Annotated in this window: 26 protein-coding genes; 5 read left to right on the forward strand and 21 right to left on the reverse strand. The window is 36.8% G+C overall.

Annotated features, from left to right (window positions below):
- Positions 1-115 precede the first annotated feature (115 nt).
- Complete coding sequence (locus QN089_RS08900) at positions 116-475, reverse strand: hypothetical protein (protein ID WP_068452681.1); 360 nt, start codon at positions 473-475, stop codon at positions 116-118.
- Between the two features lie 86 nt (positions 476-561).
- Positions 562-1,194, reverse strand: a complete 633-nt coding sequence (locus QN089_RS08905) for a LysE family translocator (RefSeq protein ID WP_285215121.1) — start codon at positions 1,192-1,194, stop codon at positions 562-564.
- 155 nt (positions 1,195-1,349) lie between these two features.
- Between QN089_RS08905 and QN089_RS08910 the strand changes: the two genes are divergently transcribed.
- Both QN089_RS08910 and QN089_RS08915 read left to right on the forward strand, forming a co-directional pair.
- Complete coding sequence (locus tag QN089_RS08910) at positions 1,350-1,643, forward strand: hypothetical protein (RefSeq protein WP_285215122.1); 294 nt, start codon at positions 1,350-1,352, stop codon at positions 1,641-1,643.
- A 2-nt stretch (positions 1,644-1,645) separates the two neighbouring features.
- Positions 1,646-1,846, forward strand: a complete 201-nt coding sequence (locus QN089_RS08915) for a helix-turn-helix transcriptional regulator (RefSeq protein ID WP_285215123.1) — start codon at positions 1,646-1,648, stop codon at positions 1,844-1,846.
- Between the two features lie 68 nt (positions 1,847-1,914).
- Here the strand turns inward: QN089_RS08915 and QN089_RS08920 are convergent, their stop codons facing one another.
- The 5 genes from QN089_RS08920 to QN089_RS08940 all read right to left on the reverse strand — a co-directional run bounded on the left by QN089_RS08920 (position 1,915) and on the right by QN089_RS08940 (position 6,329).
- Entirely contained in the window at positions 1,915-2,334 is a 420-nt protein-coding gene (locus QN089_RS08920) for a Fur family transcriptional regulator (protein ID WP_068452675.1), read from the reverse strand.
- A gap of 20 nt (positions 2,335-2,354) precedes the next feature.
- Positions 2,355-3,206, reverse strand: coding sequence for a metal ABC transporter permease (locus tag QN089_RS08925; protein WP_068452671.1), 852 nt, complete (start codon positions 3,204-3,206; stop codon positions 2,355-2,357).
- On the reverse strand, positions 3,200-3,973 hold the full coding sequence (locus QN089_RS08930) for a metal ABC transporter ATP-binding protein (protein ID WP_087680274.1): 774 nt from the start codon (positions 3,971-3,973) through the stop codon (positions 3,200-3,202). The genes QN089_RS08925 and QN089_RS08930 overlap by 7 nt, the downstream gene beginning before the upstream one ends.
- 137 nt (positions 3,974-4,110) lie before the next feature.
- Entirely contained in the window at positions 4,111-5,001 is an 891-nt protein-coding gene (locus QN089_RS08935; RefSeq protein ID WP_068452666.1) for a deoxyribonuclease IV, read from the reverse strand.
- Between the two features lie 14 nt (positions 5,002-5,015).
- Positions 5,016-6,329: a DEAD/DEAH box helicase gene (locus QN089_RS08940; protein ID WP_087680276.1), complete on the reverse strand. Its 1,314-nt coding sequence runs from the start codon at positions 6,327-6,329 to the stop codon at positions 5,016-5,018.
- Between the two features lie 195 nt (positions 6,330-6,524).
- On the opposite strand from QN089_RS08940, the gene QN089_RS08945 reads away from it, so the two are divergent.
- On the forward strand, positions 6,525-7,502 hold the full coding sequence (locus QN089_RS08945) for a 4-hydroxy-3-methylbut-2-enyl diphosphate reductase (protein ID WP_068452661.1): 978 nt from the start codon (positions 6,525-6,527) through the stop codon (positions 7,500-7,502).
- 41 nt (positions 7,503-7,543) lie between these two features.
- Here QN089_RS08945 and QN089_RS08950 read toward each other — a convergent pair whose 3' ends face one another.
- The 7 genes from QN089_RS08950 to ccpN form a co-directional block, all read right to left on the reverse strand.
- Positions 7,544-8,665 carry a Nif3-like dinuclear metal center hexameric protein gene (locus tag QN089_RS08950; RefSeq protein ID WP_068452660.1) on the reverse strand — a complete coding sequence of 374 codons (1,122 nt, stop codon included), beginning with the start codon at positions 8,663-8,665 and terminating at the stop codon, positions 7,544-7,546.
- Positions 8,662-9,357, reverse strand: coding sequence for a tRNA (adenine(22)-N(1))-methyltransferase (locus QN089_RS08955; RefSeq protein ID WP_068452658.1), 696 nt, complete (start codon positions 9,355-9,357; stop codon positions 8,662-8,664). The genes QN089_RS08950 and QN089_RS08955 overlap by 4 nt, the downstream gene beginning before the upstream one ends.
- An 89-nt stretch (positions 9,358-9,446) precedes the next feature.
- Positions 9,447-10,025, reverse strand: a complete 579-nt coding sequence (locus tag QN089_RS08960) for a hypothetical protein (protein ID WP_087680277.1) — start codon at positions 10,023-10,025, stop codon at positions 9,447-9,449.
- Between the two features lie 131 nt (positions 10,026-10,156).
- On the reverse strand, positions 10,157-11,308 hold the full coding sequence (rpoD, locus tag QN089_RS08965; protein WP_068452653.1) for an RNA polymerase sigma factor RpoD: 1,152 nt from the start codon (positions 11,306-11,308) through the stop codon (positions 10,157-10,159).
- Positions 11,309-11,340: 32 nt separating this feature from the next.
- Positions 11,341-13,179, reverse strand: a complete 1,839-nt coding sequence (gene dnaG / locus QN089_RS08970; protein ID WP_141274733.1) for a DNA primase — start codon at positions 13,177-13,179, stop codon at positions 11,341-11,343.
- A 324-nt stretch (positions 13,180-13,503) separates the two neighbouring features.
- On the reverse strand, positions 13,504-14,316 hold the full coding sequence (locus tag QN089_RS08975; RefSeq protein WP_285215124.1) for a pyruvate, water dikinase regulatory protein: 813 nt from the start codon (positions 14,314-14,316) through the stop codon (positions 13,504-13,506).
- 13 nt (positions 14,317-14,329) lie between these two features.
- The gene (ccpN, locus tag QN089_RS08980) at positions 14,330-14,968 is read right to left on the reverse strand and encodes a transcriptional regulator CcpN (protein WP_068452645.1); all 639 of its coding nucleotides are present in this window, start codon (positions 14,966-14,968) and stop codon (positions 14,330-14,332) included.
- A 324-nt stretch (positions 14,969-15,292) separates the two neighbouring features.
- Between ccpN and QN089_RS08985 the strand changes: the two genes are divergently transcribed.
- Positions 15,293-16,678, forward strand: a complete 1,386-nt coding sequence (locus tag QN089_RS08985) for a glycine--tRNA ligase (protein ID WP_068452642.1) — start codon at positions 15,293-15,295, stop codon at positions 16,676-16,678.
- Between the two features lie 674 nt (positions 16,679-17,352).
- Here QN089_RS08985 and QN089_RS08990 read toward each other — a convergent pair.
- Entirely contained in the window at positions 17,353-18,585 is a 1,233-nt protein-coding gene (locus QN089_RS08990) for a hypothetical protein (protein ID WP_285215125.1), read from the reverse strand.
- A gap of 194 nt (positions 18,586-18,779) precedes the next feature.
- Between QN089_RS08990 and QN089_RS08995 the strand changes: the two genes are divergently transcribed.
- Positions 18,780-19,175 (forward strand): hypothetical protein, encoded by a 396-nt coding sequence (locus QN089_RS08995; protein ID WP_068452634.1) that lies wholly within the window; start codon positions 18,780-18,782, stop codon positions 19,173-19,175.
- A gap of 15 nt (positions 19,176-19,190) precedes the next feature.
- On the opposite strand, the gene recO is transcribed toward QN089_RS08995, so the two are convergent.
- The 6 genes from recO to QN089_RS09025 are packed head-to-tail and all read right to left on the reverse strand — an operon-like array spanning position 19,191 to position 24,295.
- Entirely contained in the window at positions 19,191-19,973 is a 783-nt protein-coding gene (recO, locus tag QN089_RS09000) for a DNA repair protein RecO (RefSeq protein ID WP_068452631.1), read from the reverse strand.
- Positions 19,974-19,989: 16 nt separating this feature from the next.
- A complete protein-coding gene (gene era / locus QN089_RS09005; protein WP_285215126.1) occupies positions 19,990-20,898 on the reverse strand; it encodes a GTPase Era in 909 nt (302 codons plus the stop codon).
- Entirely contained in the window at positions 20,885-21,292 is a 408-nt protein-coding gene (locus tag QN089_RS09010; RefSeq protein WP_068452624.1) for a cytidine deaminase, read from the reverse strand. The genes era and QN089_RS09010 overlap by 14 nt, the downstream gene beginning before the upstream one ends.
- A gap of 21 nt (positions 21,293-21,313) precedes the next feature.
- A complete protein-coding gene (locus QN089_RS09015; RefSeq protein ID WP_068452621.1) occupies positions 21,314-21,673 on the reverse strand; it encodes a diacylglycerol kinase family protein in 360 nt (119 codons plus the stop codon).
- On the reverse strand, positions 21,660-22,148 hold the full coding sequence (gene ybeY, locus QN089_RS09020) for an rRNA maturation RNase YbeY (RefSeq protein WP_285215127.1): 489 nt from the start codon (positions 22,146-22,148) through the stop codon (positions 21,660-21,662). Before ybeY ends, QN089_RS09015 begins: the two co-directional genes overlap by 14 nt.
- 11 nt (positions 22,149-22,159) lie before the next feature.
- Positions 22,160-24,295, reverse strand: coding sequence for an HD family phosphohydrolase (locus QN089_RS09025; protein WP_285215128.1), 2,136 nt, complete (start codon positions 24,293-24,295; stop codon positions 22,160-22,162).
- Positions 24,296-24,354: the final 59 nt, after the last annotated feature.

Here is a 24,354-nt window from a genome sequence, read left to right on the forward strand (position 1 = left end):
AAAAGTCTTTTGAATCATTTTATTTATAGTGCGTTCACAATGAAACATATTCGAAAAATTCCATGAAAATAAAAAGCACTTTGGCATATAAATATATACCAGAGTGCTTTTCTTTTTAGCGTTTAATCGGTACAACACGTTGATCCTTTTCATTCGTCCCACGCAGTGTTACCTCTTTTAATTCTCTTGCATGATTTTCATGGATTTTAAAATCATATCCGCCCTTTTTACCTGTAAATTTAGCGGCTTTAATGGATAAATACATTTTACCGTCTACAATTGTATAATTGTATCCTGCATAACGATCTGAAGCATTTTTAAAATCACCTGTTACATGTAAATAGCCATCTTTTTCAGATAGTTGTAGATTCGTTAAATCTTCTACAGGTACATTTTTTGCAACATAACCATAAATCGCTACCCAACCAATTACAATAATTACTACTGTTGGAACTATCCATTTCATATGCTTCACATTCGTCACCTTCATCTATCTATTTTGATATCAGTATAGCATAGTTTCGGTAGTCAAAATATTAGCATGCTGTGAACAATATAGAACTAGATTTTTTCTGTCGCAATTCGTACACCTAAACCAACTAAAACAAGTGCTGTGACTTTATTGAATGTACTTTGAATCTTCGGCTGTAAGAACCACTGACGAATCATATTAATGATGAATACAACAATTCCTAACCAAAAAATAGCGATAATCATTAGTACACTTGCTAATATAATTAACTGTATATTCGCTGCTTGATTTGGTTGAATAAATTGAGGCATCAATGTGACATATAACAATAAGGTTTTAGGATTTAATAAGTCTGTTGTCAAACCTTGCATCATACAATTTAACATCGTATTTTTAAACGGCTGTTTTTCAGGAATAGCTGCTTCTTGTAATGTCACACTTTGAGCGCGTGCACGCCATGATTGAATGCCTAAATATACTAAATAAAGCGCCCCTGCGTATTTGATGAATAGAAAAACATATAATGATTTCGATATGACTGCAGCGAGTCCTAGTACTGCTAGAGTCGTCCAGACGATGAGTGCTAAAATAATGCCTACCATCGTTAAAATACCCGCTTTTCTGCCATGTAAAATCGTATTTTTTAATACGAGTAATGAATCTACTCCTGGCACCATGACAATTAATAGCGCAACTACCGCAAACATCCATACTTCTTGCATCTAACCCACTCCTTCTTTGATTGATTATAAACAATTTTCAGATATTTTTGTAGAAGCATTTCATATTTATCTAATATGTAAAACATATTTGACTAAAAAAGTAAAACATGTTTTACTTTTAATTGTAATTACTTTACATATGAAAGGATGTTTCCATGTCTTTACTTTTAATTATCGGCTTCATTGTCTTGCTATTACTAATTACGACACTCATTGTTTACTTATTTAAAAAAGGTGATGAGCGAAAACAATTTATTAAAATGAAAGCTGCTTCTGCTACATTTATTGTAGTCCTTGTATATCTTATTTTAGAAATTTTCTCAATTATCTACCATACGATAATCACCCATCAAAAATATGAAATGATGAATCCACTCGTTACACTTGTTACATTTTGTATCTTATACTTTATTGCTCTATTCTTCTTCAAAAGAAAGTACGGTTATTAAATATGAAAAATCGCATTCATGAACTTCGTAAATCATTAAAATTATCGCAGCAAGAAGTTGCCGAGCTATGTCATGTATCACGTCAAACAATTAACGCGATTGAAAATAATAAATACGATCCTTCTCTATCACTGGCATTTGATTTAGCAAAAGCATTACATACTACAGTAGATACTTTATTTATCTCTGATGAAACACTTTAGTATCTATGTAAAAGAAGCCTGCAAAATGTATTGCTACATTCTACAGGTTTCTTTATTTTTTATAGTCATTAAGCGTGCGTAACACATTCAGGACATTTTCCATAAATCTCAAATTTATGTTGATCGACTTCATAACCAGGTAATTGTTCCGTTAGCATCTCCATCGGACAATGATGAATTTCTTTAATCTTGCCACAATCCATGCAGATAAAATGATGATGGTGATGTGCTGTTTCACATTGCATACGGAAATGACGTTCTCCTGATAATTCAGTAGACTCTAAAATGCCTAAATCTACAAAGGTCGATAGATTGCGATAAATCGTATCGTAGCTCATACCAGGATAATCTTTTTTCATAACATCCAATAAGTCACGTGCTGTTAAGTATTTTTCACTTTCACTAAAAAGCGCTAAAATCTGTTCGCGTTTATCTGTTTTCTTAAAACCTTTATCTTTTAAAATTTCCCAAGCTCGATGGACGTTCATCTCAAACCACGACTCCTCTCTTAGTTTACACTTGCCGCACGTTTATTCATGATTTTTTTTACGATTAAAACAATTAATAAAATAAGTATTGATGTTATCACAATTGTACCACCTGGTGCTAGATTTAGATAGAAGGCAGTTACCAATCCGACAATCACTGCTAATTCACCAAATACAATCGCATACACAATCGTCTGTTTAAAACTTTTCGCAATACGAATACTCGCCGCAACTGGTAATGTAATCAGTGATGACACTAATAAAATCCCTACAATACGCATTGAAGCAGCAATGACAAGCGCTGTAATAATCATAAAGATGGTATGAATCACTTTAACAGGTAAGCCACTCGCTTTTGCATATTCGTCGTCAAATGATAGAACGAATAACTCTTTATATAGTAAAAAGATGAAAACAAGTACAATCACTGCAATCCCGATGACAATCCATAAATCTTGTCGACTTACAGCTGAAACAGAACCGAATAAATAACTGAATAAGTCCGTACTAAACCCTTGTGCCAGTGAGATAAAAATAGCACTTAAACCAAGACCTGCTGACATAATAATCGGAATCGATAATTCTTCAAAATGCTTATACAGTCGACGTAATTTTTCAATTAACATCGACCCACCAACCGCTGCAACAATACCTAAGTAAAGTGGATTCAATGTAGCCAACCCAACAACACTCTGACTTAAATAAAGACTTCCTGCAATCCCTGCTAGTGTCACATGTGATAAAGCATCTGCAATTAATGATAGACGACGTACAACAATGAAGACACCGAGTAATGGTGCAATTAATCCAATAATCATCCCTGCTAAAAAGGCATTTTGTAAAAATTCATAATGCAAGATGGATGTTAACATGTCTCATCCTCCTTGTGATGATGAATTTTTCGAACGGAATAGCCATACCATTCATTCAACTGTTCTTTTGACAAGTTCATATAGTCATTTTTAAAACCATGGAAATGAATCGTTTTATTCAGACATGCAACATGACTGATTTTACTTGAGACAATATCCACATCATGCGTTACTAATAATAATGTCATATCATGACGACGATTCAAATGTGCCATTAAATCATAAAAACTTTGCACATTTTCATAGTCAATCCCTACTGTTGGCTCATCTAAAATTAAAAGCTTTGGATCGGCGACTAATGCGCGCGCGATAAAGACACGTTGTTGCTGACCACCCGAAAGCTCTCCGATATTACGATGAATGAACGCTTCCATTCCTACCGACTGTAGTGCTTCTAAAACGAGTTTTTCTTCATTTTTAGACTTACGCTTAAATAGACCTAGCTTCTTCGTTAAACCACTTGCTACGACTTCACAGACCGTTGCTGGGAAGCCTGAGTTAAATGAATTCGACTTTTGCGATACATAGCCAATCCATTCTCGATGATTAAACTTAGCTGCATCTTGTCCAAATAACTTCACCTGTCCACTTGTTGGCTTTAACAACCCAAGAATCAACTTTAACATTGTTGATTTACCTGAACCATTTGGCCCTAATAATGCTAAAAAATCACCTTCATTTACTGTCAGTGATATATCATTTAATACATTGGTATATTCATATTGAAATGAAACATTTTGCAACTCAATGAGGGGTTGCTTCTCCATATACTTCGCTTCTTTCTAATTCAGAATCATTACGATTTACAAATTAAAATTATAATAGAAGAATGTATGAATGTAAAGGATTTTTGCCTACTACGCATATTTAAAAATCTCTCGCACAATATGTACGAGAGATTTTTTTATTGTTCTTTCATTTCAGCGATTGGTGATGTTGAAAATACACCTGAACGCAACATGTCAATTTCATAACTATATGGTGCTTTTGACTTCTTCTTATCAAGTCCTACCCATGGTGTTTCTAAAATTTTCGGTACGTCTACAAATGCTTCATGATGAACAATTTGATGTAATGGCTCAAAACCAATATGACCAAAACCAATATTTTCATGACGATCTTTATGAGCGCCCATTGGGTTTTTACTATCATTAATGTGTAATACTTTAATGTTTTTCAAGCCAATATGATGGTCAAATTCAGCAAGTACACCGTCTAAATTATGAACGATATCATAACCCGCATCATGCGTATGGCATGTATCAAAACAAACAGATAGACGTTCATTATTGACAACACCATCAAAAATACGAGCCAATTCTTCAAATGTACGACCACATTCAGAACCTTTACCTGCCATCGTTTCTAAAGCAATTTGCACAGGTGAATCGACTTGTAACACTTCATTTAAGCCTTCAATAATTTTAGCAATTCCTACATCAGCACCTGCTCCAACATGTGCACCTGGATGCAAGACAATCTGTTTTGCGCCTAGTGCTTCTGTTCGTTCAATTTCTTTTTGTAAAAATTCAACACCCAGTTGGAATACTTCAGGTTTTGTTGTATTGGCAATGTTAATGATATACGGTGCATGTACAACGATATTTGAAATACCGTTTGCTTCCATATGCGCGCGTCCTGCTGCAATGTTTAATTCTTCAATTGCTTTACGACGTGTATTTTGTGGCGCACCTGTATAAATCATCATCGTTGTGGCACCGTATGAAGCTGCTTCCTCACTTGAGCCAAGTAGCATTTTCTTTCCACTCATTGAAACATGTGAACCTAATAGCATCTTCTCAATCCCACCTATTTTTTATTTCGAGAACGTGCGCGTTTACGACGCTCTTTCTTTTTAATTTTGTCCATTTCCCAGCGCATATTACGTTTATAACCTGGTTTTACTTTTTTCGGTTTACGAACACGCGATTTCGCAATACGATCAATCTCGTCCTCTTTTTTCGCACCATCACGTTTTTGACGTGAGTGACGCTCTTTCATATCTACTAGCTCATCATTTTTAATGTCTTTCATTTCAAATGAGATGTTCATTTTTTCAATACGAGCTAATGCATCTTCTTCAGACGGTTCAAAGATTGTAATCGCCTGTCCTTTGTTCCCTGCACGTGCTGTACGACCCACACGGTGAATGAAGAACTCTAAATCCTGTGGTAATTCATAGTTAATAACATGCGAAATACCTGGAATATCAATACCACGTGCTGCTAAATCAGTCGCTACGATATATTGGAATTCTAAATCACGAATTTGCTTCATCATACGTTTACGGTCACGTGGTGTTAAATCCCCATGAATACGACCCGTTTTGATACCATTATTCGCTAAGAAATCAGCTACATAATCTGCTTGCTTACGTGTATTTACAAAGATAATGGATAAATACGGGTTAATCGCTTGAATCACTTCAAGTAATTTTTCATTTTTTGATTGACTACGTGTTGGTACTAAATAGAAATCTAAGTTTTCTGCGACCGGACGCTTATCATTCATTTGTACATGCACTGGAGAAGCCATGTACTTGCGTAAAAATGGTTGTAAGCTTTCAGGTACTGTTGCTGAGAAAACGTACATCTCTAAATTCTCACCCATTTGAGAAGCAAATTGATCGATATCTTCAATGAATCCCATATCGAATGCTAAATCTGCTTCATCGACTACAAGCATTTGTGCTGTGTGAACAAGTAATGCTTGTTCATTTACTAAATCGCGAATACGTCCAGGCGTACCTACAACGATTTGTGGTTGTGATTTTAATTTATCAATTGAACGTTGTTTATCTGTTCCACCAATAAATAATTTGGCTTGAATCTCTGTTCCTTCAATTAACTTACCAAGTTCAATGAAGATTTGTTGTGCTAACTCACGAGTTGGCGCAGCAATTACTGCTTGTACTTCTTCTTTTTTTGCGTTCATACGCTCCACAATTGGAATTAAGAAACTATGTGTTTTTCCTGTTCCTGTATGTGATTGGCCAATGGCACTTTTTCCTTTTAAAATTAAAGGAATCATTTCTTTTTGAATTTGTGTTGGTTCTGTAAAACCTAACTTTCCAATCGCTTCACGAAGGAAAGGTTGGAAATTATAATCTGTATATTTTGACATTTTGTCACTCCTCACATGCTTTCTACATTGTAACATGATTCCCGTTCAAGTAGCACATTTCGTTATCATATCGAATGAATTTATACTCTGTCAATTGATTTTTGTAACAATTTCTTCATTCCTATACGCGTGAATTGTATAACAGCTGGGACTTCGTTATAATAGAAGTACTGGTATTGAAAGGAGTTTGAACGAATGAAAGTTGTAAAGATTACCCCTCGTGGTTATTGCTATGGTGTTGTTGATGCTATGGTTATCGCACGAAATGCGGCATTAGATAAGACTTTACCTCGTCCAATCTATATTTTAGGGATGATTGTTCATAATAAGCATGTAACGGATGCATTTGAATCTGAGGGAATTATTACATTAGATGGTGCAAATCGTTTAGATATTTTAGAAAAAGTAGAATCTGGAACTGTTATTTTCACTGCTCATGGTGTCTCACCAGAAGTACGTGAATTGGCACGTCGTAAAGGGCTTGTGTCGATTGATGCAACATGTCCAGATGTGACGGTGACACATGACTTAATCGAAGAAAAAACAAGAGAAGGTTACGATATTATTTATATCGGTAAAAAGGGACATCCAGAGCCTGAGGGTGCGATTGGTGTTGCACCAGACCATGTACATCTTGTACAACATATTCCTGATATCGAGGCACTCGACTTACAAAACGACAAGTTGCTTGTAACGAATCAAACAACGATGTCACAGTGGGATGTTCATTCTTTAATGGAAGCGCTAAAACTGAAATATCCACATATTGAAGTACATGAAGAAATTTGCTTAGCTACACAAGTGCGACAAGAAGCTGTTGCAAAACAAGCAAATCAAGCTGAGCTTCTAATCGTTGTTGGTGATCCGAAAAGTAACAACTCGAACCGTTTAACACAAGTATCTGAAGAAATTGCGAATATAAAATCATATCGTATTTCAGATGTATCTGAATTAAAAACAGAATGGCTTGAAGGTATTGATGTTGTCGGCATAACAGCAGGCGCTTCTACACCAACACCGATTGTAAAAGAAGTCATTAAGTTTTTAGAGCAGTATGAACACGACAATCCTGAAACACATAAAATCGTCCGCACGGTTACACTTGATAAAATCTTACCAAAGATTAAAGAACCTAAACCGGTTGTACGTATTGAACCATACGAAGCACAATAACAAAAATGAGGTGTCGCGATAATTGCGATACCTCATTTTTATTAAATAAATTGGAAAGGCTCTGTTGATGGTTCACTTACAATAAATTCACATGGAATGTTTTGTTCTGCACATAAGGCTGTCATCTTTTTAGCGACGCCCTCTTTCATCACACTCTCAACATGATGCCCTGGGTCGACAACCGATAAACCGAGCGCTTCAGCATCTTGTGCAACGTGGAAGTATAGATCGCCTGTTACAAAAACATCAGCTCCTGCATATTTTGCAGCACTTACATATTTATTACCGTCTCCACCGAGTACAGCAATTTTTTGAACAGTTGAGGTAATGTCACCTACTACACGAACAGCTGGTACATGTAATGTGCGTTTAACATGTTCTGCGAATTCTTTTAGGGTCATTGGATTTTCTAATAAACCTAAACGTCCTAGTCCCATCTCTTTTGAAACTGTTTCTAAACGATATAAGTCATGAGCTACTTCTTCATACGGATGATTTTGCTTCATTGTTTTAATGGCTTTCTTCTGTAAGGATTCTGGAATCACAACTTCCACTTTCACTTCAGCCTCTAAATGTACTTCACCTTTTTCACCAACAAAAGGTGTCGCACCGTCCAATGCTCTAAAACGCCCTTCACCTGCTGTTTGGAAACTACAGCTATCGTAATCACCAATATGACCTGCACCGATTTGTGCAAGTGCTGTACGCAATTGTTTTGCATGACTTTCAGGAATATAGACAGCTAGTTTAAAGTAGTGTTCTTTATACGTTGGCACTAATACTTTTGTTTCGTGTAATTCAAGTGCCTCAGCTAATAAATCGTTCACGCCACCTTCAGCTACATCTAAATTCGTATGCGCTGCATAAACTGCAATATCATGTTTAATGAGTTTTTCAAATAACTGACCTTGAGGAGAGTCCGTACGTAAATGCGCTAATTTACGGAAAATTGGTGGATGGTGCGCAATAATCAATTCGCAACCTTTTTCAATTGCTTCATCTACCACTGCATGATTCACATCTAATGTAACCAACACTTTTGTAATATTCTTATTTAGTGTTCCAACTGCTAAACCGATAGGATCATTTTCCATTGCTGCATATTTTTTTGGTGACCATGATTCAAATAATTGAATAATTGTTTGACCACTTACTGCTTTCATGCCAACACATCCTTTACAATCGCTATTTTTGCGTGTAACTCTTTCTGCTTTTCTTGAATAGCTTCTGTTTGCTCAACTTCTGCAATCGAAGCTAAAATTTGTTGCCACTGTTTGACTTCACCTGTCCATTTTTCAACGAATACATCATTTTTTTCACGCATAAGGTAAGGTCCAACTAATAATTCTGCTTCTGTTAAATTTTCTGTCCCACGTTCTAATACGAGTACTTCATAAATTTTACGATCTTCTTTTAAAATCGCTTCATCTATCACTTTCCAACCATTTTGCTTTGCCCACACACGAATAGCCATTGCATGAATATTCGGCTGTAAAATAAGACGCTCAACAGTGTGTAAACGTGTTAAATCCTTATTTAAAATAGAGGCAATTAGCGGGCCGCCCATTCCAGCAATCGTTACAGCAGTTACACCATCTTCATGCTCTACTGCTTCCATACCGTCTGCTAAACGAACCGTAATTTTGTCTTGTAATTGTTCTGTTCTTACTTCTTTACATGCAGATTCATAAGGTCCCTTAACAACCTCACCTGCAATTGCTTTTTGGACGATTCCTTGATGTACAAGATAACATGGTAAATACGCATGATCTGACCCGATGTCAGCTACTACTGCGTTTTGAGGCACATACGCCGCAACTGTTTGTAGTCTTTTTGATAATTTCTGGGCATTCATAAATCACGTGCCCTCCCTTCCACCCTATTGTAGCGAATTCACTGAATAAAGAAAAGAGGCTTAAGTTAAATCCCTCGCCTCTCTATCCCTTATAAAAAAATAAAATAATAGCCCAACATTAAAACAATACCTAAAATACCAGAAATCATGAAATAAATGAGCTTTTTCTGAACTCCTACAATAATCCAAAGTATGCAGTTTATTAAGAGTACACCAAGCGTAATGAGCGAATGTCCTGGCGCTAATAAAGTGGATACTTTAATGGAGATTGCAAACAGTAACAGTGCTGCTGTTGCATAAACGAGCGTATTTGTTAAAGTCCGATTATTCGCTGTTTTCAGTAAATAGTACACAAGTGCAATGAAAATAATACAGCTTAATGCGATGGGAATGATTGCATATTTTTGTGCAAATAAAAACATGAGTACAATCATCGCTAATGTCGTTAATGCTAACATGAGCATCTGTACTACTTTAATAATCGGTGCAGAGTCTTTCTTCAATACAGCTTGTTTCGATAATTCTTCTTCTTGTTCTTCAAGAAGCGCTTCCCCTTCTGTATATAATTGCATTAAAAAATCGCAATAATGTTCAGGTAATAAATGATTCTTCTTCCAAAAAGAAATCTCTCGTATAATCAGCTTCTTCTTTATTTGTTCATTGTCCATAAACGCCGCTCCTCCAACTACCAGATCTATACATATTATCGGACTAAAACCAATTATGTAAAGTCTAATTTAGCAAGGACAAAAAAACGGTATATAGCTCTTGTTAAAAGCCATATACCGTAATTATAATCCTATTCTAAGAAGTCTTTCAAACGTTTACTACGTGATGGATGACGTAATTTGCGAAGTGCTTTTGCTTCAATTTGACGAATACGTTCACGTGTTACACCGAATACTTTACCTACTTCTTCTAGTGTGCGTGTACGGCCATCATCTAAACCGAAACGTAAACGTAGTACATTCTCTTCACGGTCTGTTAATGTATCAAGTACATCTTCTAATTGTTCTTTTAATAATTCATAAGCTGCGTGATCAGAAGGTGATTGTGCTTCTGAATCTTCAATGAAGTCACCTAAGTGCGAATCGTCTTCCTCACCGATTGGTGTTTCTAATGATACGGGTTCTTGTGCAATCTTTAAGATTTCACGTACTTTTTCAGGTGTTAAATCCATTTCTTCACCAATTTCTTCTGGAGATGGTTCGCGACCTAAATCTTGTAATAATGAACGCTGTACGCGAATTAATTTATTAATTGTTTCGACCATGTGTACTGGGATACGAATTGTACGTGCTTGGTCAGCAATCGCACGTGTAATCGCTTGACGAATCCACCATGTAGCATAAGTTGAGAATTTGAAGCCTTTACGGTAATCGAATTTTTCAACTGCTTTGATTAGACCCATGTTACCTTCTTGAATTAAATCAAGGAATAGCATCCCACGACCGACATAACGTTTCGCAATACTTACTACAAGTCGTAAGTTCGCTTCAGCAAGACGTTTACGCGCTTCATCATCGCCTGCTTCAATACGTTCAGCTAATGAAATCTCTTGTTCAGCTGTTAATAAGTCTACGCGACCGATTTCTTTTAAATACATACGTACAGGGTCATTAATCTTAACGCCCGGTGGTACACTTAAATCGTTTAGGTCGAATACTTCTGCTGAGTTATCGCCTGCTTTTAAAAGACGCTCTAAATTCTCTTCATCGCCTGCTTTACCGCCTAATTCGATACCATTCGTTTCTAATTTATCGATAAATTCTTCGACTTGGTCTGCTTCCATTTCGTAAGAACTTAATTTATCTGCTAGCTCTTTATACGTTAATTCACCTGATTTTTTACCTGCTTCAAGTAAACTTTTTTTCATTTCCTCTAATGTGTGCTCGTGTTCTACTTTTGTTACTTGTACAGCTTTTTTACTTTTTTTCGGTTTTTCTGCCATAGTTGTCTTCCTCCTCCTAACAGCCATATTCTCTAAAGAACTGCTAGTGATTTTTTTAAATCAATTATTTCTTGAGAAAGCGCAATTGCACTTTTTAAGTCATGCAGTTGCTCTGCTTCTTGCAATGCATGTGTTTTGTCTGCGATTTGTTGCTGGATTTTAAACTTTTTAACCTGTTTCAGACAATCGGCAATTTCCTCATCTTTATGGTCTGGATCTCGATCAACTAGTGCAGCTTCCATTACAATTTTACGCAATTCTCTATCTTCGACAATTTCAGCAAAACGCTGATAATCTGCTTTTTCATGCGATTCATAAAAGCCCATGAGATGGACGTAAATAGCCAAATAGTCTTCTCTTACAAAAGGTGCTCCTTCTTGATGTTCGCGGAAGTCATCTGCCACATCAATACTATGCAGTAAATGAGCTAATAACAACCTTTCTGCTCGATCAATTGCTGTATAAACACGCTTTGGCTGAACCGCTTGTTGCATCGGTTGTTCTTGTTCATGTCGCGTATTTAGATTTGTCTGTGAGCGTTCTTGTTTTTGTGCTTCTTTAAGACGCAATTGACTTTGTAAGGTTTCGACTGAAACTTGTGTTTCTTCCGAAATACGTTTGACATACAGTTCTCTTTCAATTGGTGAAACACCGCTTGTAAGATAGGATAAAGCTTCATCCGCATACTGCTGGACATCATTTGGGTATTGAAAGTTTTTGTTACGCTTCGCATACATCATCATAAAACTAATATAAGATAATGGCTCAGCAATGACTTGATTCTGGAACGCTTCCGCTCCGTTATTGCGTATATATTCATCCGGGTCCATACCTGCTGGTAAAGTTGCAACCTCAACGGTTAAATTTTCTGCATGTAACATTTCTGCAGCTCTTTTTGCAGCTTCAAAACCGGCATGGTCACCATCGTAACAAACGATAATATGATTCGTGATGCGCTTTATTTTTTGAATATGTTGCGGTGTCAATGATGTTCCCATTGTGGCAACACCATGATGAACCCCGACATTCTTAGCAGCAAGTACATCCATAAATCCTTCGAAAATAATGAGCTTTCTTTCTTTCCGAACGATGGGTCTCGCTTGATCTAGGTTATATAATACTTCACTCTTTCGGAATATAAGCGACTCAGGGCTGTTCATGTATTTCGCCTGTTCTTTATCTGCTTCTAAAATTCTACCTGAAAAGGCGATAATTTTCCCCGTATCATCACGAATTGGAAACATAATTCGGCTTCTGAAACGATCGAAGTAGCCTGAGCCATCTTCACGTCGAATTGATAAGCCACTTTGTTCTAACTCTTCATACGTAAATCCTTTTTGATGTAATAAAGTAGTAAGCGATTCCCAGTGTGGCATACTAAATCCGATGCCATAGGTCTTAATCATTTCTTGCGTAAAGCCACGTCCTTCTAAATAACGTAAGCCTTCTTCACCTTCTTCTGTATTCAACAATAAATGTTGAAAATACTGTGCTGCAAGTATATGCGCTTCCTTCATTCTTTCTTCTTCTGGAGAAGTTTCGGTTGTTAATCTATGCTGCGCTTCAGAAGATGATACTTCAACATGTACACCAACTTGTTCACCTAATTTACGAACCGCTTCTTGAAAACTCAAATTCTCAATGTCCATAAGGAATGTAATCGCATTACCGCCAGCACCACATCCAAAGCAATGAAAAATTTGTTTTTCTGTAGAAACAGAGAAAGACGGTGTCTGCTCACCGTGGAAAGGACATAATCCAAAATAGTTGCGTCCACGCTTCGTTAGCTGCATATAACTGCTAATTACGTCTACGATATCTGCCTGAGAACGAATTTCTTCAATTAACTCCTCAGCGATTCTTTGAGCCATTTCATCACCATCTTTTATACTTGCTATAGGTTACATTCTATATCCATCAATTAATATCCTTCTAATACGAGACATTTTATTTTAAAATATCTAAAATAATTAAAAGTTATTACTCTAATTTTTACCTCAATTTTTTATTTTAAAACATTTGTAACTTTAAATCTAGTATATTTGACGAATTCAACCAAAAAAAGTTTCGTCTTTTATTTTCCATTTAGTACAACGTGGTAAAGACTTCTTTTTCTAAGAAAATAATTTATTAACTTAAAAGGAAAATAAAGTCCGTCTATCCTCGCAATCATGTAAGAGGAATTAGACGGACTTTTATTGATTTTTTTGCAGTCGATGAATAATATCATTTGCAGTTTCTTCTACTGCTTTATTCGTCACATCAATAACCGGACAACCGATTCGATCAACGATGCGTTTAAAATGTTCAATTTCTTCGTCAATACGCTCGAACTTTGCATAATTCGCACCATCATTTAATCCAAGTGCGATTAAACGTTCTCTTCGAATACCATTCAGTTTCTCAGGCGAAATAATCAAACCAAAGCATTTTTCCGGTGGTACTAAAAATAATTCTTCCGGCGGCTCTACTTCGGGCACAAGTGGTACATTGGCTACTTTATAACGCTTATGTGCTAAAAACTGTGATAATGGTGTTTTCGATGTACGTGACACACCAATTAGAACAATATCTGCCTTTAATAGACCACGTGGATCTCGTCCATCATCATATTTCACCGCAAATTCGATTGCTTCAATCTTTTGGAAGTAATCATCATCTAACTTCCTTACAAGACCTGGTTCCTCAATCGGCTCTAAATGTAAAGAATCACTTAACATTTCCATTAAAGGACCCATTAAATCATTGTGTGGAATACGATACATTTCACACTCTGCGTGCAAGAAGTAGCGAAGCGATTCTTGGACAATCGTATAAACAATCATCGCTTGTTGACTTACCGCAATTTGAACAATCTCACTTAATTGTTCCTTACTATCGATATGTGGAAAGCGTTGAAATGTTACATCTTGTAAACCTGGTCTAAATTGGCTAACAGCTGCTTTCGCTACTAACTCCCCCGTCTCTCCGACAGAATCTGAGACTACATATACTAAAATTTTATCCATTTAACGCACCACCTTACAAATCATGATTTTCAGCGAGCGATAAAAACGCACGCGTAATATTTGTTTTTGTAATTCTTCCAATAACCTCATAACCATCTGGGTGCTCTACCACCACAGGTAATGCGTCAATTTGTCTTTCAATTAACTTATTTGCAGCTTGAATCAGTCCATCTGTTTTAAAACAAAAAGCAATGTTCGGCATTCTTGTCATAATAATATGTACGGGAATATGATTCAAATCTTGGCTCCCTATACTTGTACGTAGTAAATCTTTTCGAGATAAAACTCCTGTTAAATACGCATTTTTATCAACGACAAAAAGTGTTCCAACATCCTCTAAGAACATTTGACAGATGGCATCATAAACTGACATATCCTCTGCTACAACAATCGGTATTGACTGGAAGTCTTTTACCTTCATATTGGTCATGCTTTCAACAACTGCTTGTCCTGTTTTCTTACCAGAATAGAAATACCCAACACGTGGACGTGCATCTAAAAAGCCCGCCATCGTTAAAATAGCGAGATCTGGTCGTAACGTCGCACGTGTTAAGGACAGGCGCTCTGCGATTTGCTCTCCTGTAATTGGTCCATTATTCTTGACAATTTCCAATATTTCTTCCTGACGTTTGTTGAGTTCGATATCACTCACCGCCCCAAAAGTGTTATACTTAATTCTTAATTATTATATACTATTTTTCTAAAGATTGCTAAGAAAAGTATTGCGTGATACAATATCTTCAAACAATATAGGCGATGAACGAAATATAAGTATGTGGTCATTTAAAAGCGAGTAGGGGTTGGTGAAAGCCTACACGAACACAGAAAAGGCATTCGGGAGCCATTTTATGTTAAAGAGGGCTATGTGTATAGCCAATCGGGGTGGAACCGCGGGTTAAGTACTCGTCCCCGGGCAGAAAGTTTGCCCGGAGACGGGTACTTTTTTCATTTTTATTTTTTAGAGGAGGTCATTTTTATGACAAAATCAATGGAGAGTATTGTAAGTTTAGCAAAACACAGAGGTTTCGTATTTCCTGGTTCGGAAATTTACGGCGGCTTAGCAAACACATGGGATTACGGTCCATTAGGTGTTGAATTAAAAAACAATGTAAAAAAAGCATGGTGGGATAAATTCGTTCAAGAATCTGAATACAATGTTGGTTTAGACGCAGCGATTTTAATGAACCCAAAAACGTGGATTGCTTCAGGCCATGTAGGTAACTTCAACGATCCAATGATCGACTGTAAATCATGTAAAGCACGTCATCGTGCAGATAAATTAATCGAAGATGCTTCACTTGAAAAAACAGGCAAAGAAATTATCGTAGACGGTATGAGCTTTGATCAAATGAAAGAAAAAATGGTAGAACTTGATGTAACTTGCCCGAACTGTGGTGCAAATGACTTCACAGATATTCGCCAATTCAACTTAATGTTCAAAACATTCCAAGGTGTAACAGAAGATTCTACAAATGAAATTTTCTTACGCCCTGAAACAGCACAAGGTATTTTCGTTAACTTTAAAAATGTACAACGTTCAATGCGTAAACGTACACCATTCGGTATTGCACAAGTAGGTAAATCATTCCGTAACGAAATCACACCTGGTAACTTTACATTCCGTACACGTGAATTCGAACAAATGGAATTAGAATTCTTCTGCAAACCAGGTGAAGAATTAGAATGGCATGCTTATTGGAAAGAATTCTGTAAAAACTGGTTATTAAACCTTTCAATGAAAGAAGATTCAATGCGTTTACGTGACCATGAAGAAGATGAATTATCTCACTACTCAAACGCAACAACAGACATCGAATTCCGCTTCCCATTCGGTTGGGGTGAACTATGGGGTGTTGCATCTCGTACAGACTTCGACTTAAAACGCCATATGGAACATTCAGGTGAAGACTTCACATATATCGACCCTGTAACAAACGAACGTTATGTACCATACTGTATCGAACCATCATTAGGTGCTGACCGTGTAACACTTGCATTCCTATGTGACGCTTACGAAGAAGAAGAATTAGAAGGCGGCGACACACGTACAGTTTTACGCTTCCACCCTGCTTTAGCACCATTCAAAGCAGCTGTATTACCATTATCTAAAAAATTATCTGACGGTGCACATGACGTATGGGCTGAATTACGCAAGCACTTCCCAGTTGATTATGATGAATCACAATCAATCGGTAAACGCTACCGCCGCCAAGACGAAATCGGTACACCATTCTGTATCACATACGACTTCGACTCAGCTGAAGACGGCATGGTAACAGTACGCCACCGCGACACAATGGAACAAGAACGCATGCCAATTGCAGACGTAAAAGCATTCATTGAAAAAACACTAGAATTTTAATATAGAAAGATGAAATCGCTCGTCACATCTGGCAACACTGCAGGGCACGAATGGAAAGTAGCTCTTCACTTTCCACCGAGTGACCGAAGTGGTGTGAAGATGTAGCGATTGAATCTGGACTCCCTAGGAAGATGAAGCTTCTGGTCACATCATAGGACATTGGAAGGCACGACGTGAAAGTTGCACTTTACTTTCACCCAAGTGACTGAAATGGACCGATGATGTAGAAGCTGAATCTGGACTATCTAGAAAGATGAAATCGCTCGTCACATCTGGCAACACTACAGGGCACGAATGGAAAGTAGCTCTTTACTTTCCACCGAGTGACCGAAGTGGTGTGAAGATGTAGCGATTGAATCTGGACTCCCTAGGAAGATGAGGCTTCTGATCACATCATAGGACATTGGAAGGCACGACGTGAAAGTTGCACTTTACTTTCACCCAAGTGACTGAAATGGACCGATGATGTAGAAGCTGAATCTGGACTATCTAGAAAGATGAAATCGCTCGTCACATCTGGCAACACTGCAGGGCACGAATGGAAAGTAGCTCTTCACTTTCCACCGAGTGACCGAAGTGGTGTGAAGATGTAGCGATTGAATCTAAATGACTGTATGAAAAAAATAAGCCAACGAATCGAGGTAACAATCGGTTCGTTGGCTATTTTTATAACCTTATTCGATAACAGCAAAAGTCATAATCAAATAGGAAGATACAGGCATATGGATGATTGTTCTAGAAAGTTGTTCACCATTTTCTAAATTAAATTCATTTATTTCACCACGTATATTTTCATCATCTTTACTGTTACGAAGATCGTACATCGTAAAAATATAGGCTTTATTTCCTTTAACCGTTATTTGTTCAGTGAGTGTACTTTTTTGATCGAGGGCTGAACGTTGATTCTTCGGTATTTTGAACGTACGTTTTTGAATTTGTTCTTGTTCATTCATCACATACGTTTCTAAATACCCACTTAAAATTACAAGTTGATGATTGACAACTGCAAGCGAGTCCGGGTTGAAATTTTCATCACCAATCGGTATTTTTTTAACGATTTCCAATGTTTTCGGATCAATTTTAACCAGCTTTCCTGCGTTTATAACTGTATGATCATCCGCACCCGTTCTCACTTGATTGACTGCATAATACAAATAACCTTTATAAAAGACTAATGCTGGATTACCTGGTAAGCCAGATTTTGAGTATTCTTCATCATCCAACTCTAATTTCTTTGAAGAAACAACTTCCTCGCTTTTTAAATCAATGTGATGGATATAGGCGATTGCATCAGGGTCAGCTGTCGTAATGTATGCATCATCTTTTTCAATATGTATGGAATGTGTAAAACCATGTGGGATTGTAAGAGATTTCTTATTACTTGGTTGATTCCGTTGCCAATATACAAGTTTTTGACCATTTTTTAAATCTCCTGCAATATCATAGATCACATAATCATCATTCGATTGAATTGAAAATGAATGACTTGCATTTTTATTTAAATTAATAGACTCAATCTTACCGGTTTTTAAATCGATTGAAGAACGTTGGGAAGATCGATTATTTACGACATACGCTTGATTGTTCGTTGATGTCATACTAATGGGTTCCGCTAAATCTTGTTTAGTGCTTTGCGATAAAAAGTGCCCTGCTTCGTCAATGACATAAAATGCGCCTGTATTCGCTTCATTCATACTTCTTAACTCTGAAAAGGCTAATACATATTTGCCATTTTTCATGTTTAATGTGTTCGTTGCTTTAGGGATATTTTCTATAAGCTGCACTTCTTTTTCTTCTAAATGAGGAGAATACGCCATATAAACAATAAGACGTGGTAAAAAGTAAGATGATGTCGCAATGACAATTAAAATACTTCCGATGATATAAAACCATTTATATTTTTTCATTAATAGCTCCTTCTTCATATGTTTATGTAGAATTTATATTAAATCCATAAAACACTACGAACCCACTTAATTATGACATATATAACCAAAAAAACAATATTTTTCATTTCTTTCTTCTATGTATAAAAGTGTTTTTATTTTTTAAAGTAGCTTATAATGAAAGATATAGTACAAGCTTGAAAGGACTTGATGTTTTGAAACAAAAACTACATCGCATCTTTTCATATGGCACGCTCGCAATTAAATTCGATGAAGCTTTAACCGTTGGACTTGCTTTAGATGATGAACTCGTAGTCTCAAATGGACAATTTGATATACCACTTAAAGTAATTAGTGCGAACATCTCACCAACATATCCTGATATTCTCAACGTTGAAGTATCAAAAGTGTTTTCTTATGTAGCTGATCGCAAATATACACCGCGACAAATACATGATATGAACACGCACATATTAAATCAACAAAACATGCAAATCGATGCAGCACAGTTACCATATGAACAAAATATCGTTATGAGTCAAATTTTCTGGGATACTTCGATGTATCATGAAATGAATGACTTAGACGGCGAAGAATTTTTATATGAATAAAAAACAGCCACCTGATTATTCCTCAGGTGGCTGTTTTTCTGTTTGATTGAATAACAGTGGCGTGCGCTCTAGCTGCGTTATAAAACTTTTCGACTTAAAACGCATGCCGGATTGTTCTTCATAAATCGTACTCACAATATTTTTAATAAAGCGTTTCGTTTCTTTTTTTAATGTCAAATTCCCCACTTGGTCAATGGGCATATTATAAAAAATACGAATTAACTTTAATTGTGTTGGCGTTAAACGAATAATATAAGGATCCATATGAAAACAACGATGGCATAAAAAGCCACCTTGACCAAATGAAAAGGCAAACTCCCCTTCTACACTGCCACAACCTGCACAATGCGATAATGTCGGCTGTACACCTGTAAAGGGCAGCATCTTCCATTCAACAAATAAAGAAATCGCTTCTGGATCATAACCTTCTTCAATTGCATGAAGTGCTTGTCTTAACATATGAAATACACCAGGTTCTGGGCGATCATTTTCAACTAATCGGTCGACCATCTCCATAACATAGCTTGCATAGGCTGTTGCTTCAATATCTTGCTGGATATGACGCATCGTCGAAATGGCTTCACCTTGTTGGAGCGTTCCCATACCTTTTCCCTTAGCCACTAAGAAGTTTCCATGTGTAAAAGGCTGTGTCACACCAGAAAGACGGCTAGAGGGCTTTTTAGCACCTCTAGCCATTACTGCAATCTTCCCTGCTTCTTCCGTCATTAAAATAACGACTTTATTCGTTTCACCGTATGCACGAGTTTTCAAGACAATGCCTTCTAGTTTACTGAGCAATGCCTTTCACTTCCTTCTAGTATTCGTCGTCACGATAACCGAAATCACGTAATTGAGATGAACGGTCACGCCAATCTTTTTGTACTTTTACCCATAGTTCTAAATAGACTTTTGAGCCAAGTAAGTTTTCGATATCTTTACGTGCGCGTATTCCGATATCTTTTAACATCGCACCGCGTTTACCGATAATGATTCCTTTTTGTGAATCACGTTCAACGATAATCGATGCCGTAACACGTACTTTTTCATTTTCGTCACGTCGAATTTTTTCAATTTCAACTGCGATTGAATGTGGTACTTCATCGCGTGTTAAGTGAAGTACTTTTTCACGAATCATTTCAGCGATGATAAAACGTTCAGGGTGATCCGTTACTTGATCTGCTGGATAGTATTGTGGACCTTCAGGTAAATATTTTTTAATCGTTTCTAATAGACGATCGACGTTATTTCCTTGAAGTGCTGAAATCGGAATAATCTCTGCAAAATCAAATGCAGTACGGTATTCTTCAATTTTCGCTAATACTTCATCAGGATGAATGGCATCAATTTTGTTTACGACTAAAAATACAGGTGTTTTTGTACCTTTTAACATCTCCATTACATACTCGTCGCCAGGTCCTAATTTTTGTTCTGCGTTAACCATAAACATAATGACTTCCACTTCACGTAAAGCATTTTTTGATACTTTTAACATGAATTCGCCTAGTTTATGTTTTGGCTTATGAATACCTGGTGTATCGATAAAGATCATTTGTGCATCATCTGTTGTTAATACACCTTGTACTTTATTACGTGTTGTTTGTGGCTTATCACTCATAATCGCAATTTTTTGACCGATGACACGATTTAAAAATGTTGATTTTCCGACGTTCGGACGTCCAATAATTGAGATAAAACCTGATTTAAATTGTTTATTCTGTTGCATGTAATACATCCTCCGGGGTAAAGGCTCCTGGTAGTAATTCTGCTACCGTTGTTTCTTGTACATCGCCTTTTAAATTTGTTAAATATACGGGCATATCAGGGGCACAGAATTCTGAAATCACCTGTCTGCATGCGCCACATGGAGCTACAGGACCTTCTGTATCTGCTACAACCGCAAGTGCTGTAAATTGTTTTGTACCTTGTGATACAGCTTTAAAAATCGCTGTTCGTTCAGCACAGTTTGTTAAACTATAACCCGAGTTTTCAATATTACAACCATGAAATACTTCGCCGTCTTTTGATAATAATGCGGCTCCGACAGGGAATTTTGAATACGGTACATAGGCGAATGAACGCCCTTTTTTTGCTTCTTCCATCAGTTGTGTTGGATTCATATACTCTCTCCATTCTATTTACTAGAATTCAAACCATTTTGGCAAAAAGATAATTAAGCCAATGATCACACTAAAAATTGCTGCGATTAATACAGCTCCTGCTGCTAAATCTTTCGCTCGTTTGGCAAGGGGATGAAATTCATCCGTCACTAAATCTACTACGCGCTCGATAGCGGAATTCGTCATCTCTAATGATAACACAGCTGCGATTGCAAGGAGTAGAATTGTCCACTCATTTGCTGAAATTCCTGTTAAAAACCCAGCTATTATAACGACAACCATCGCAAATAAGTGAAATCGAAAATTCCGTTCACTACATACTGCCCGAACCCCTGCAAAAGCATACATAAATGATTTAAAAAACTTTTTAATCACGTTCATTTTTGTCACGTGACAAACCAAATGACTCTAAAATTTCATCTTGCTTTCCAAACATAACTTTTTCATCTTCTGGTGTCATATGGTCATAACCTAGTAGATGTAAGAAGCCATGAACCGCGAGAAAACCAAGTTCACGTTCAAATGAATGACCGAACTCCTCTGCCTGTTCACGCGTACGATCAATTGAGATAATAATATCTCCTAATACACGCGGCATTCCTTCAGCAATAATCGCTGTCTCACCTTCGCCTAATTCTTCTAAAGCGAATGAGATGACATCTGTTGGTGCATCTTTATCACGATACTGTTTATTAATCTCATGAATCGCTTCATTCGTCACAAACGTAACAGATAATTCTGTGCCTTCTTCAATATTTTCTACTTTTGCAGCATGTTGTAGTAAAGAGGAAACAAGTGCTATATCACTTTGTTGAACCTCTCCTGTTTCATCTAAAAAATCAATTTCTAATAGCATATAATGCCCTCCTAAGCTTTGTCTTGCTTCGGATACTCAATGCGTGAATGGAATGTTCCATTTAGTGTCTCACAAAAAACTTTTTCAATAATTTTAAGTTCTTTAATTGAAAGGTCACATTCATCCAGCTGACCATCCATTAATTTATCTTGTGCGATGGCGTGAACGAGATCACGAATTTTTTCTGCACTTGGCTCTTTCATCGAACGTACTGCTGCTTCTACGCTATCCGCAATACAAATAATCGCATTCTCTTTTGACTGCGGTTTCGGACCACTATAGCGGAATTGTTCTTCTTCCACTTTTTCATCCAATTCTTTTGCCTTGTAATAGAAAAATTTCACCAATGTCGTACCATGATGTTGCTGTGCAACGTCAATAATTTCTCTCGGCATTTTATGCTTCTCTAAAATTTTCACACCATCTTCAACGTGGGCAATAATTATATCGCTAGATGCGTCTGGTGGCAACTGATCATGCGGATTAAATCCGTTCATTTGATTTTCAACGAAGAATCCAGGTCTTCTTGTTTTCCCGATGTCATGATAATAACAACCAACACGCGCCAATAAACCATTCGCACCAATCGCTTCGCAAGCCGCTTCTGCTAAATTTGCGACCATCAAACTATGATGATACGTTCCCGGAGCTTCCATTAAAATTTTCTTTAATAACGGGTGATTTGGATTCGATAATTCAATCAAACGGAAACTTGAAATAATCCCAAAACCTGATTCAATAAACGGTAACGAACCAATCGCAAGCGCTCCCGATAGAATCGCTGAAAATAATGCTGCAATTAAATAGAATGAGAGTTCATTCCACGTATAATTAGATTGCGTTAACAATAAATAGAATGCAATAAACAAAACATTAATTCCTGCTACTTGAAAACTCGCTGTTAAAATCTTCGAGCGATTTTCAATTCTTCTCGTAAATACAACACTTGCTAAACCACTAATAATCATATAAAGCGCCAATTCCATCTGAATAACAGTCGAATATCCCTCCTGAAAGATGACACCTGCTGATAACCCTAGCATGATTGTCGCTAAAATAGCGGCTCGTTCACTCACTAATATTCGGAGTAATAGCGGTGCGACAGCAGCTGGGAATAAGAATCCGACAATCACATCAAACTCACCATCAATTAAATTTAAAATTTGCATTAAAATAATTGATAGTAAATAAATAAGAGATGTAATCAGAACGTCACGTGTTTTTTCTGTATCAGCTTTTCGCTTATTCGCTGCAAAGCTTGCATAGAAGAATAGCATCTGTAGCAAAATTAAAATACCTAGACCAAGCTTTGGCTTAATGGACGCATCATCACTTAACAAACCAGTCAATTGAAGTTGACGGTAAATGTTCCGATCAATAACTTGTCCTTCTTGTACGATAATTTGTCCTTGTAAAATCTTTGTTGGATCTACACTCGCTCGTGCTAAGTCCATTCGCTCTTTTGTCGCTTTTTCATCTTTTGTCTCATTCACGACTAAAGCAGCTCGTCCAATACGGATACCCACACCTTGAAGTTTACTTGGGAATGTTGAGCTATAACGAATTGTACGCTCTACGCTTGCTCGCGCCTCCATCAGACGATCTTCACGAATAGGTGAAGACATTTGACGTTCTACTGCCTTTACAAGATCTTGTTGCGCTGTTTTTAATTCGGATTCGCTACTTGTTAATAGTAACTTTAAATCCGCTTCATTTAGCTCAATCTTATTTTCGTTGTCTGTAATTTTAGCTAAATCTGACTGCATACTTTTGATTTGTTCATTTAATGCTTTTGAGCGTTCTTTTCCTTTCGTATCAGCTACCTTTTTTTGTCGGTCAATTAAATCATCAAACAATGTATTCAACATTGAAATTGTATTTTTCCCTTTTTCTTCTGAATACGTATAAACAGGTTCTACTTCAGAAGCTGCTTCTTCTCGTTCTTTTTCGGTTTTTTCTGTATCTTCAACTGTTTTAACAGAACGAATCGTATCTGGGGACACTTGGAACAACTTTAAATCGTAATGTTCACCTCGTACATCTTTCATCATTAATAAATATTGAAAAAAGCCTGTTAGAATTAATATACCAGCTAGTAGCAGGGGGAAACGTACAATTTTCGTTATTTTTTCTATAAACTTTGACATCTTCACCCTACCTTTCTTTTATGTAGATTCATAGGAAAATTCGAGAACCCTTTTTGCAT

It is taken from the genome of Kurthia sp. YJT4 (assembly GCF_030219945.1).
Lineage (GTDB): Bacteria > Bacillota > Bacilli > Bacillales_A > Planococcaceae > Kurthia > Kurthia gibsonii.

What these genes read in the sequence shown, in the direction of transcription:
- QN089_RS08930 (WP_087680274.1), bottom strand. Translation starts at nt 3,973, where the DNA reads ATGGAGAAGCAACCCCTCATTGAGTTGCAAAATGTTTCATTTCAATAT.
- QN089_RS09010 (WP_068452624.1), bottom strand. Translation starts at nt 21,292, where the DNA reads ATGAATCCAACACAACTGATGGAAGAAGCAAAAAAAGGGCGTTCATTC.
- QN089_RS08985 (WP_068452642.1), top strand. Translation starts at nt 15,293, where the DNA reads ATGACAAAATCAATGGAGAGTATTGTAAGTTTAGCAAAACACAGAGGT.
- QN089_RS08935 (WP_068452666.1), bottom strand. Translation starts at nt 5,001, where the DNA reads ATGCTATTAGGTTCACATGTTTCAATGAGTGGAAAGAAAATGCTACTT.
- QN089_RS08910 (WP_285215122.1), top strand. Translation starts at nt 1,350, where the DNA reads ATGTCTTTACTTTTAATTATCGGCTTCATTGTCTTGCTATTACTAATT.
- rpoD (WP_068452653.1), bottom strand. Translation starts at nt 11,308, where the DNA reads ATGGCAGAAAAACCGAAAAAAAGTAAAAAAGCTGTACAAGTAACAAAA.
- QN089_RS08925 (WP_068452671.1), bottom strand. Translation starts at nt 3,206, where the DNA reads ATGTTAACATCCATCTTGCATTATGAATTTTTACAAAATGCCTTTTTA.
- QN089_RS08990 (WP_285215125.1), bottom strand. Translation starts at nt 18,585, where the DNA reads ATGAAAAAATATAAATGGTTTTATATCATCGGAAGTATTTTAATTGTC.
- QN089_RS08975 (WP_285215124.1), bottom strand. Translation starts at nt 14,316, where the DNA reads ATGGATAAAATTTTAGTATATGTAGTCTCAGATTCTGTCGGAGAGACG.
- QN089_RS08920 (WP_068452675.1), bottom strand. Translation starts at nt 2,334, where the DNA reads ATGAACGTCCATCGAGCTTGGGAAATTTTAAAAGATAAAGGTTTTAAG.
- QN089_RS08955 (WP_068452658.1), bottom strand. Translation starts at nt 9,357, where the DNA reads ATGAATGCCCAGAAATTATCAAAAAGACTACAAACAGTTGCGGCGTAT.
- QN089_RS08960 (WP_087680277.1), bottom strand. Translation starts at nt 10,025, where the DNA reads ATGGACAATGAACAAATAAAGAAGAAGCTGATTATACGAGAGATTTCT.
- QN089_RS09015 (WP_068452621.1), bottom strand. Translation starts at nt 21,673, where the DNA reads ATGAACGTGATTAAAAAGTTTTTTAAATCATTTATGTATGCTTTTGCA.
- QN089_RS09025 (WP_285215128.1), bottom strand. Translation starts at nt 24,295, where the DNA reads ATGTCAAAGTTTATAGAAAAAATAACGAAAATTGTACGTTTCCCCCTG.
- dnaG (WP_141274733.1), bottom strand. Translation starts at nt 13,179, where the DNA reads ATGGCTCAAAGAATCGCTGAGGAGTTAATTGAAGAAATTCGTTCTCAG.
- QN089_RS08905 (WP_285215121.1), bottom strand. Translation starts at nt 1,194, where the DNA reads ATGCAAGAAGTATGGATGTTTGCGGTAGTTGCGCTATTAATTGTCATG.
- QN089_RS08950 (WP_068452660.1), bottom strand. Translation starts at nt 8,665, where the DNA reads ATGAAAGCAGTAAGTGGTCAAACAATTATTCAATTATTTGAATCATGG.
- QN089_RS08945 (WP_068452661.1), top strand. Translation starts at nt 6,525, where the DNA reads ATGAAAGTTGTAAAGATTACCCCTCGTGGTTATTGCTATGGTGTTGTT.
- QN089_RS08940 (WP_087680276.1), bottom strand. Translation starts at nt 6,329, where the DNA reads ATGTCAAAATATACAGATTATAATTTCCAACCTTTCCTTCGTGAAGCG.
- ybeY (WP_285215127.1), bottom strand. Translation starts at nt 22,148, where the DNA reads ATGCTATTAGAAATTGATTTTTTAGATGAAACAGGAGAGGTTCAACAA.
- QN089_RS08915 (WP_285215123.1), top strand. Translation starts at nt 1,646, where the DNA reads ATGAAAAATCGCATTCATGAACTTCGTAAATCATTAAAATTATCGCAG.
- era (WP_285215126.1), bottom strand. Translation starts at nt 20,898, where the DNA reads ATGCAACAGAATAAACAATTTAAATCAGGTTTTATCTCAATTATTGGA.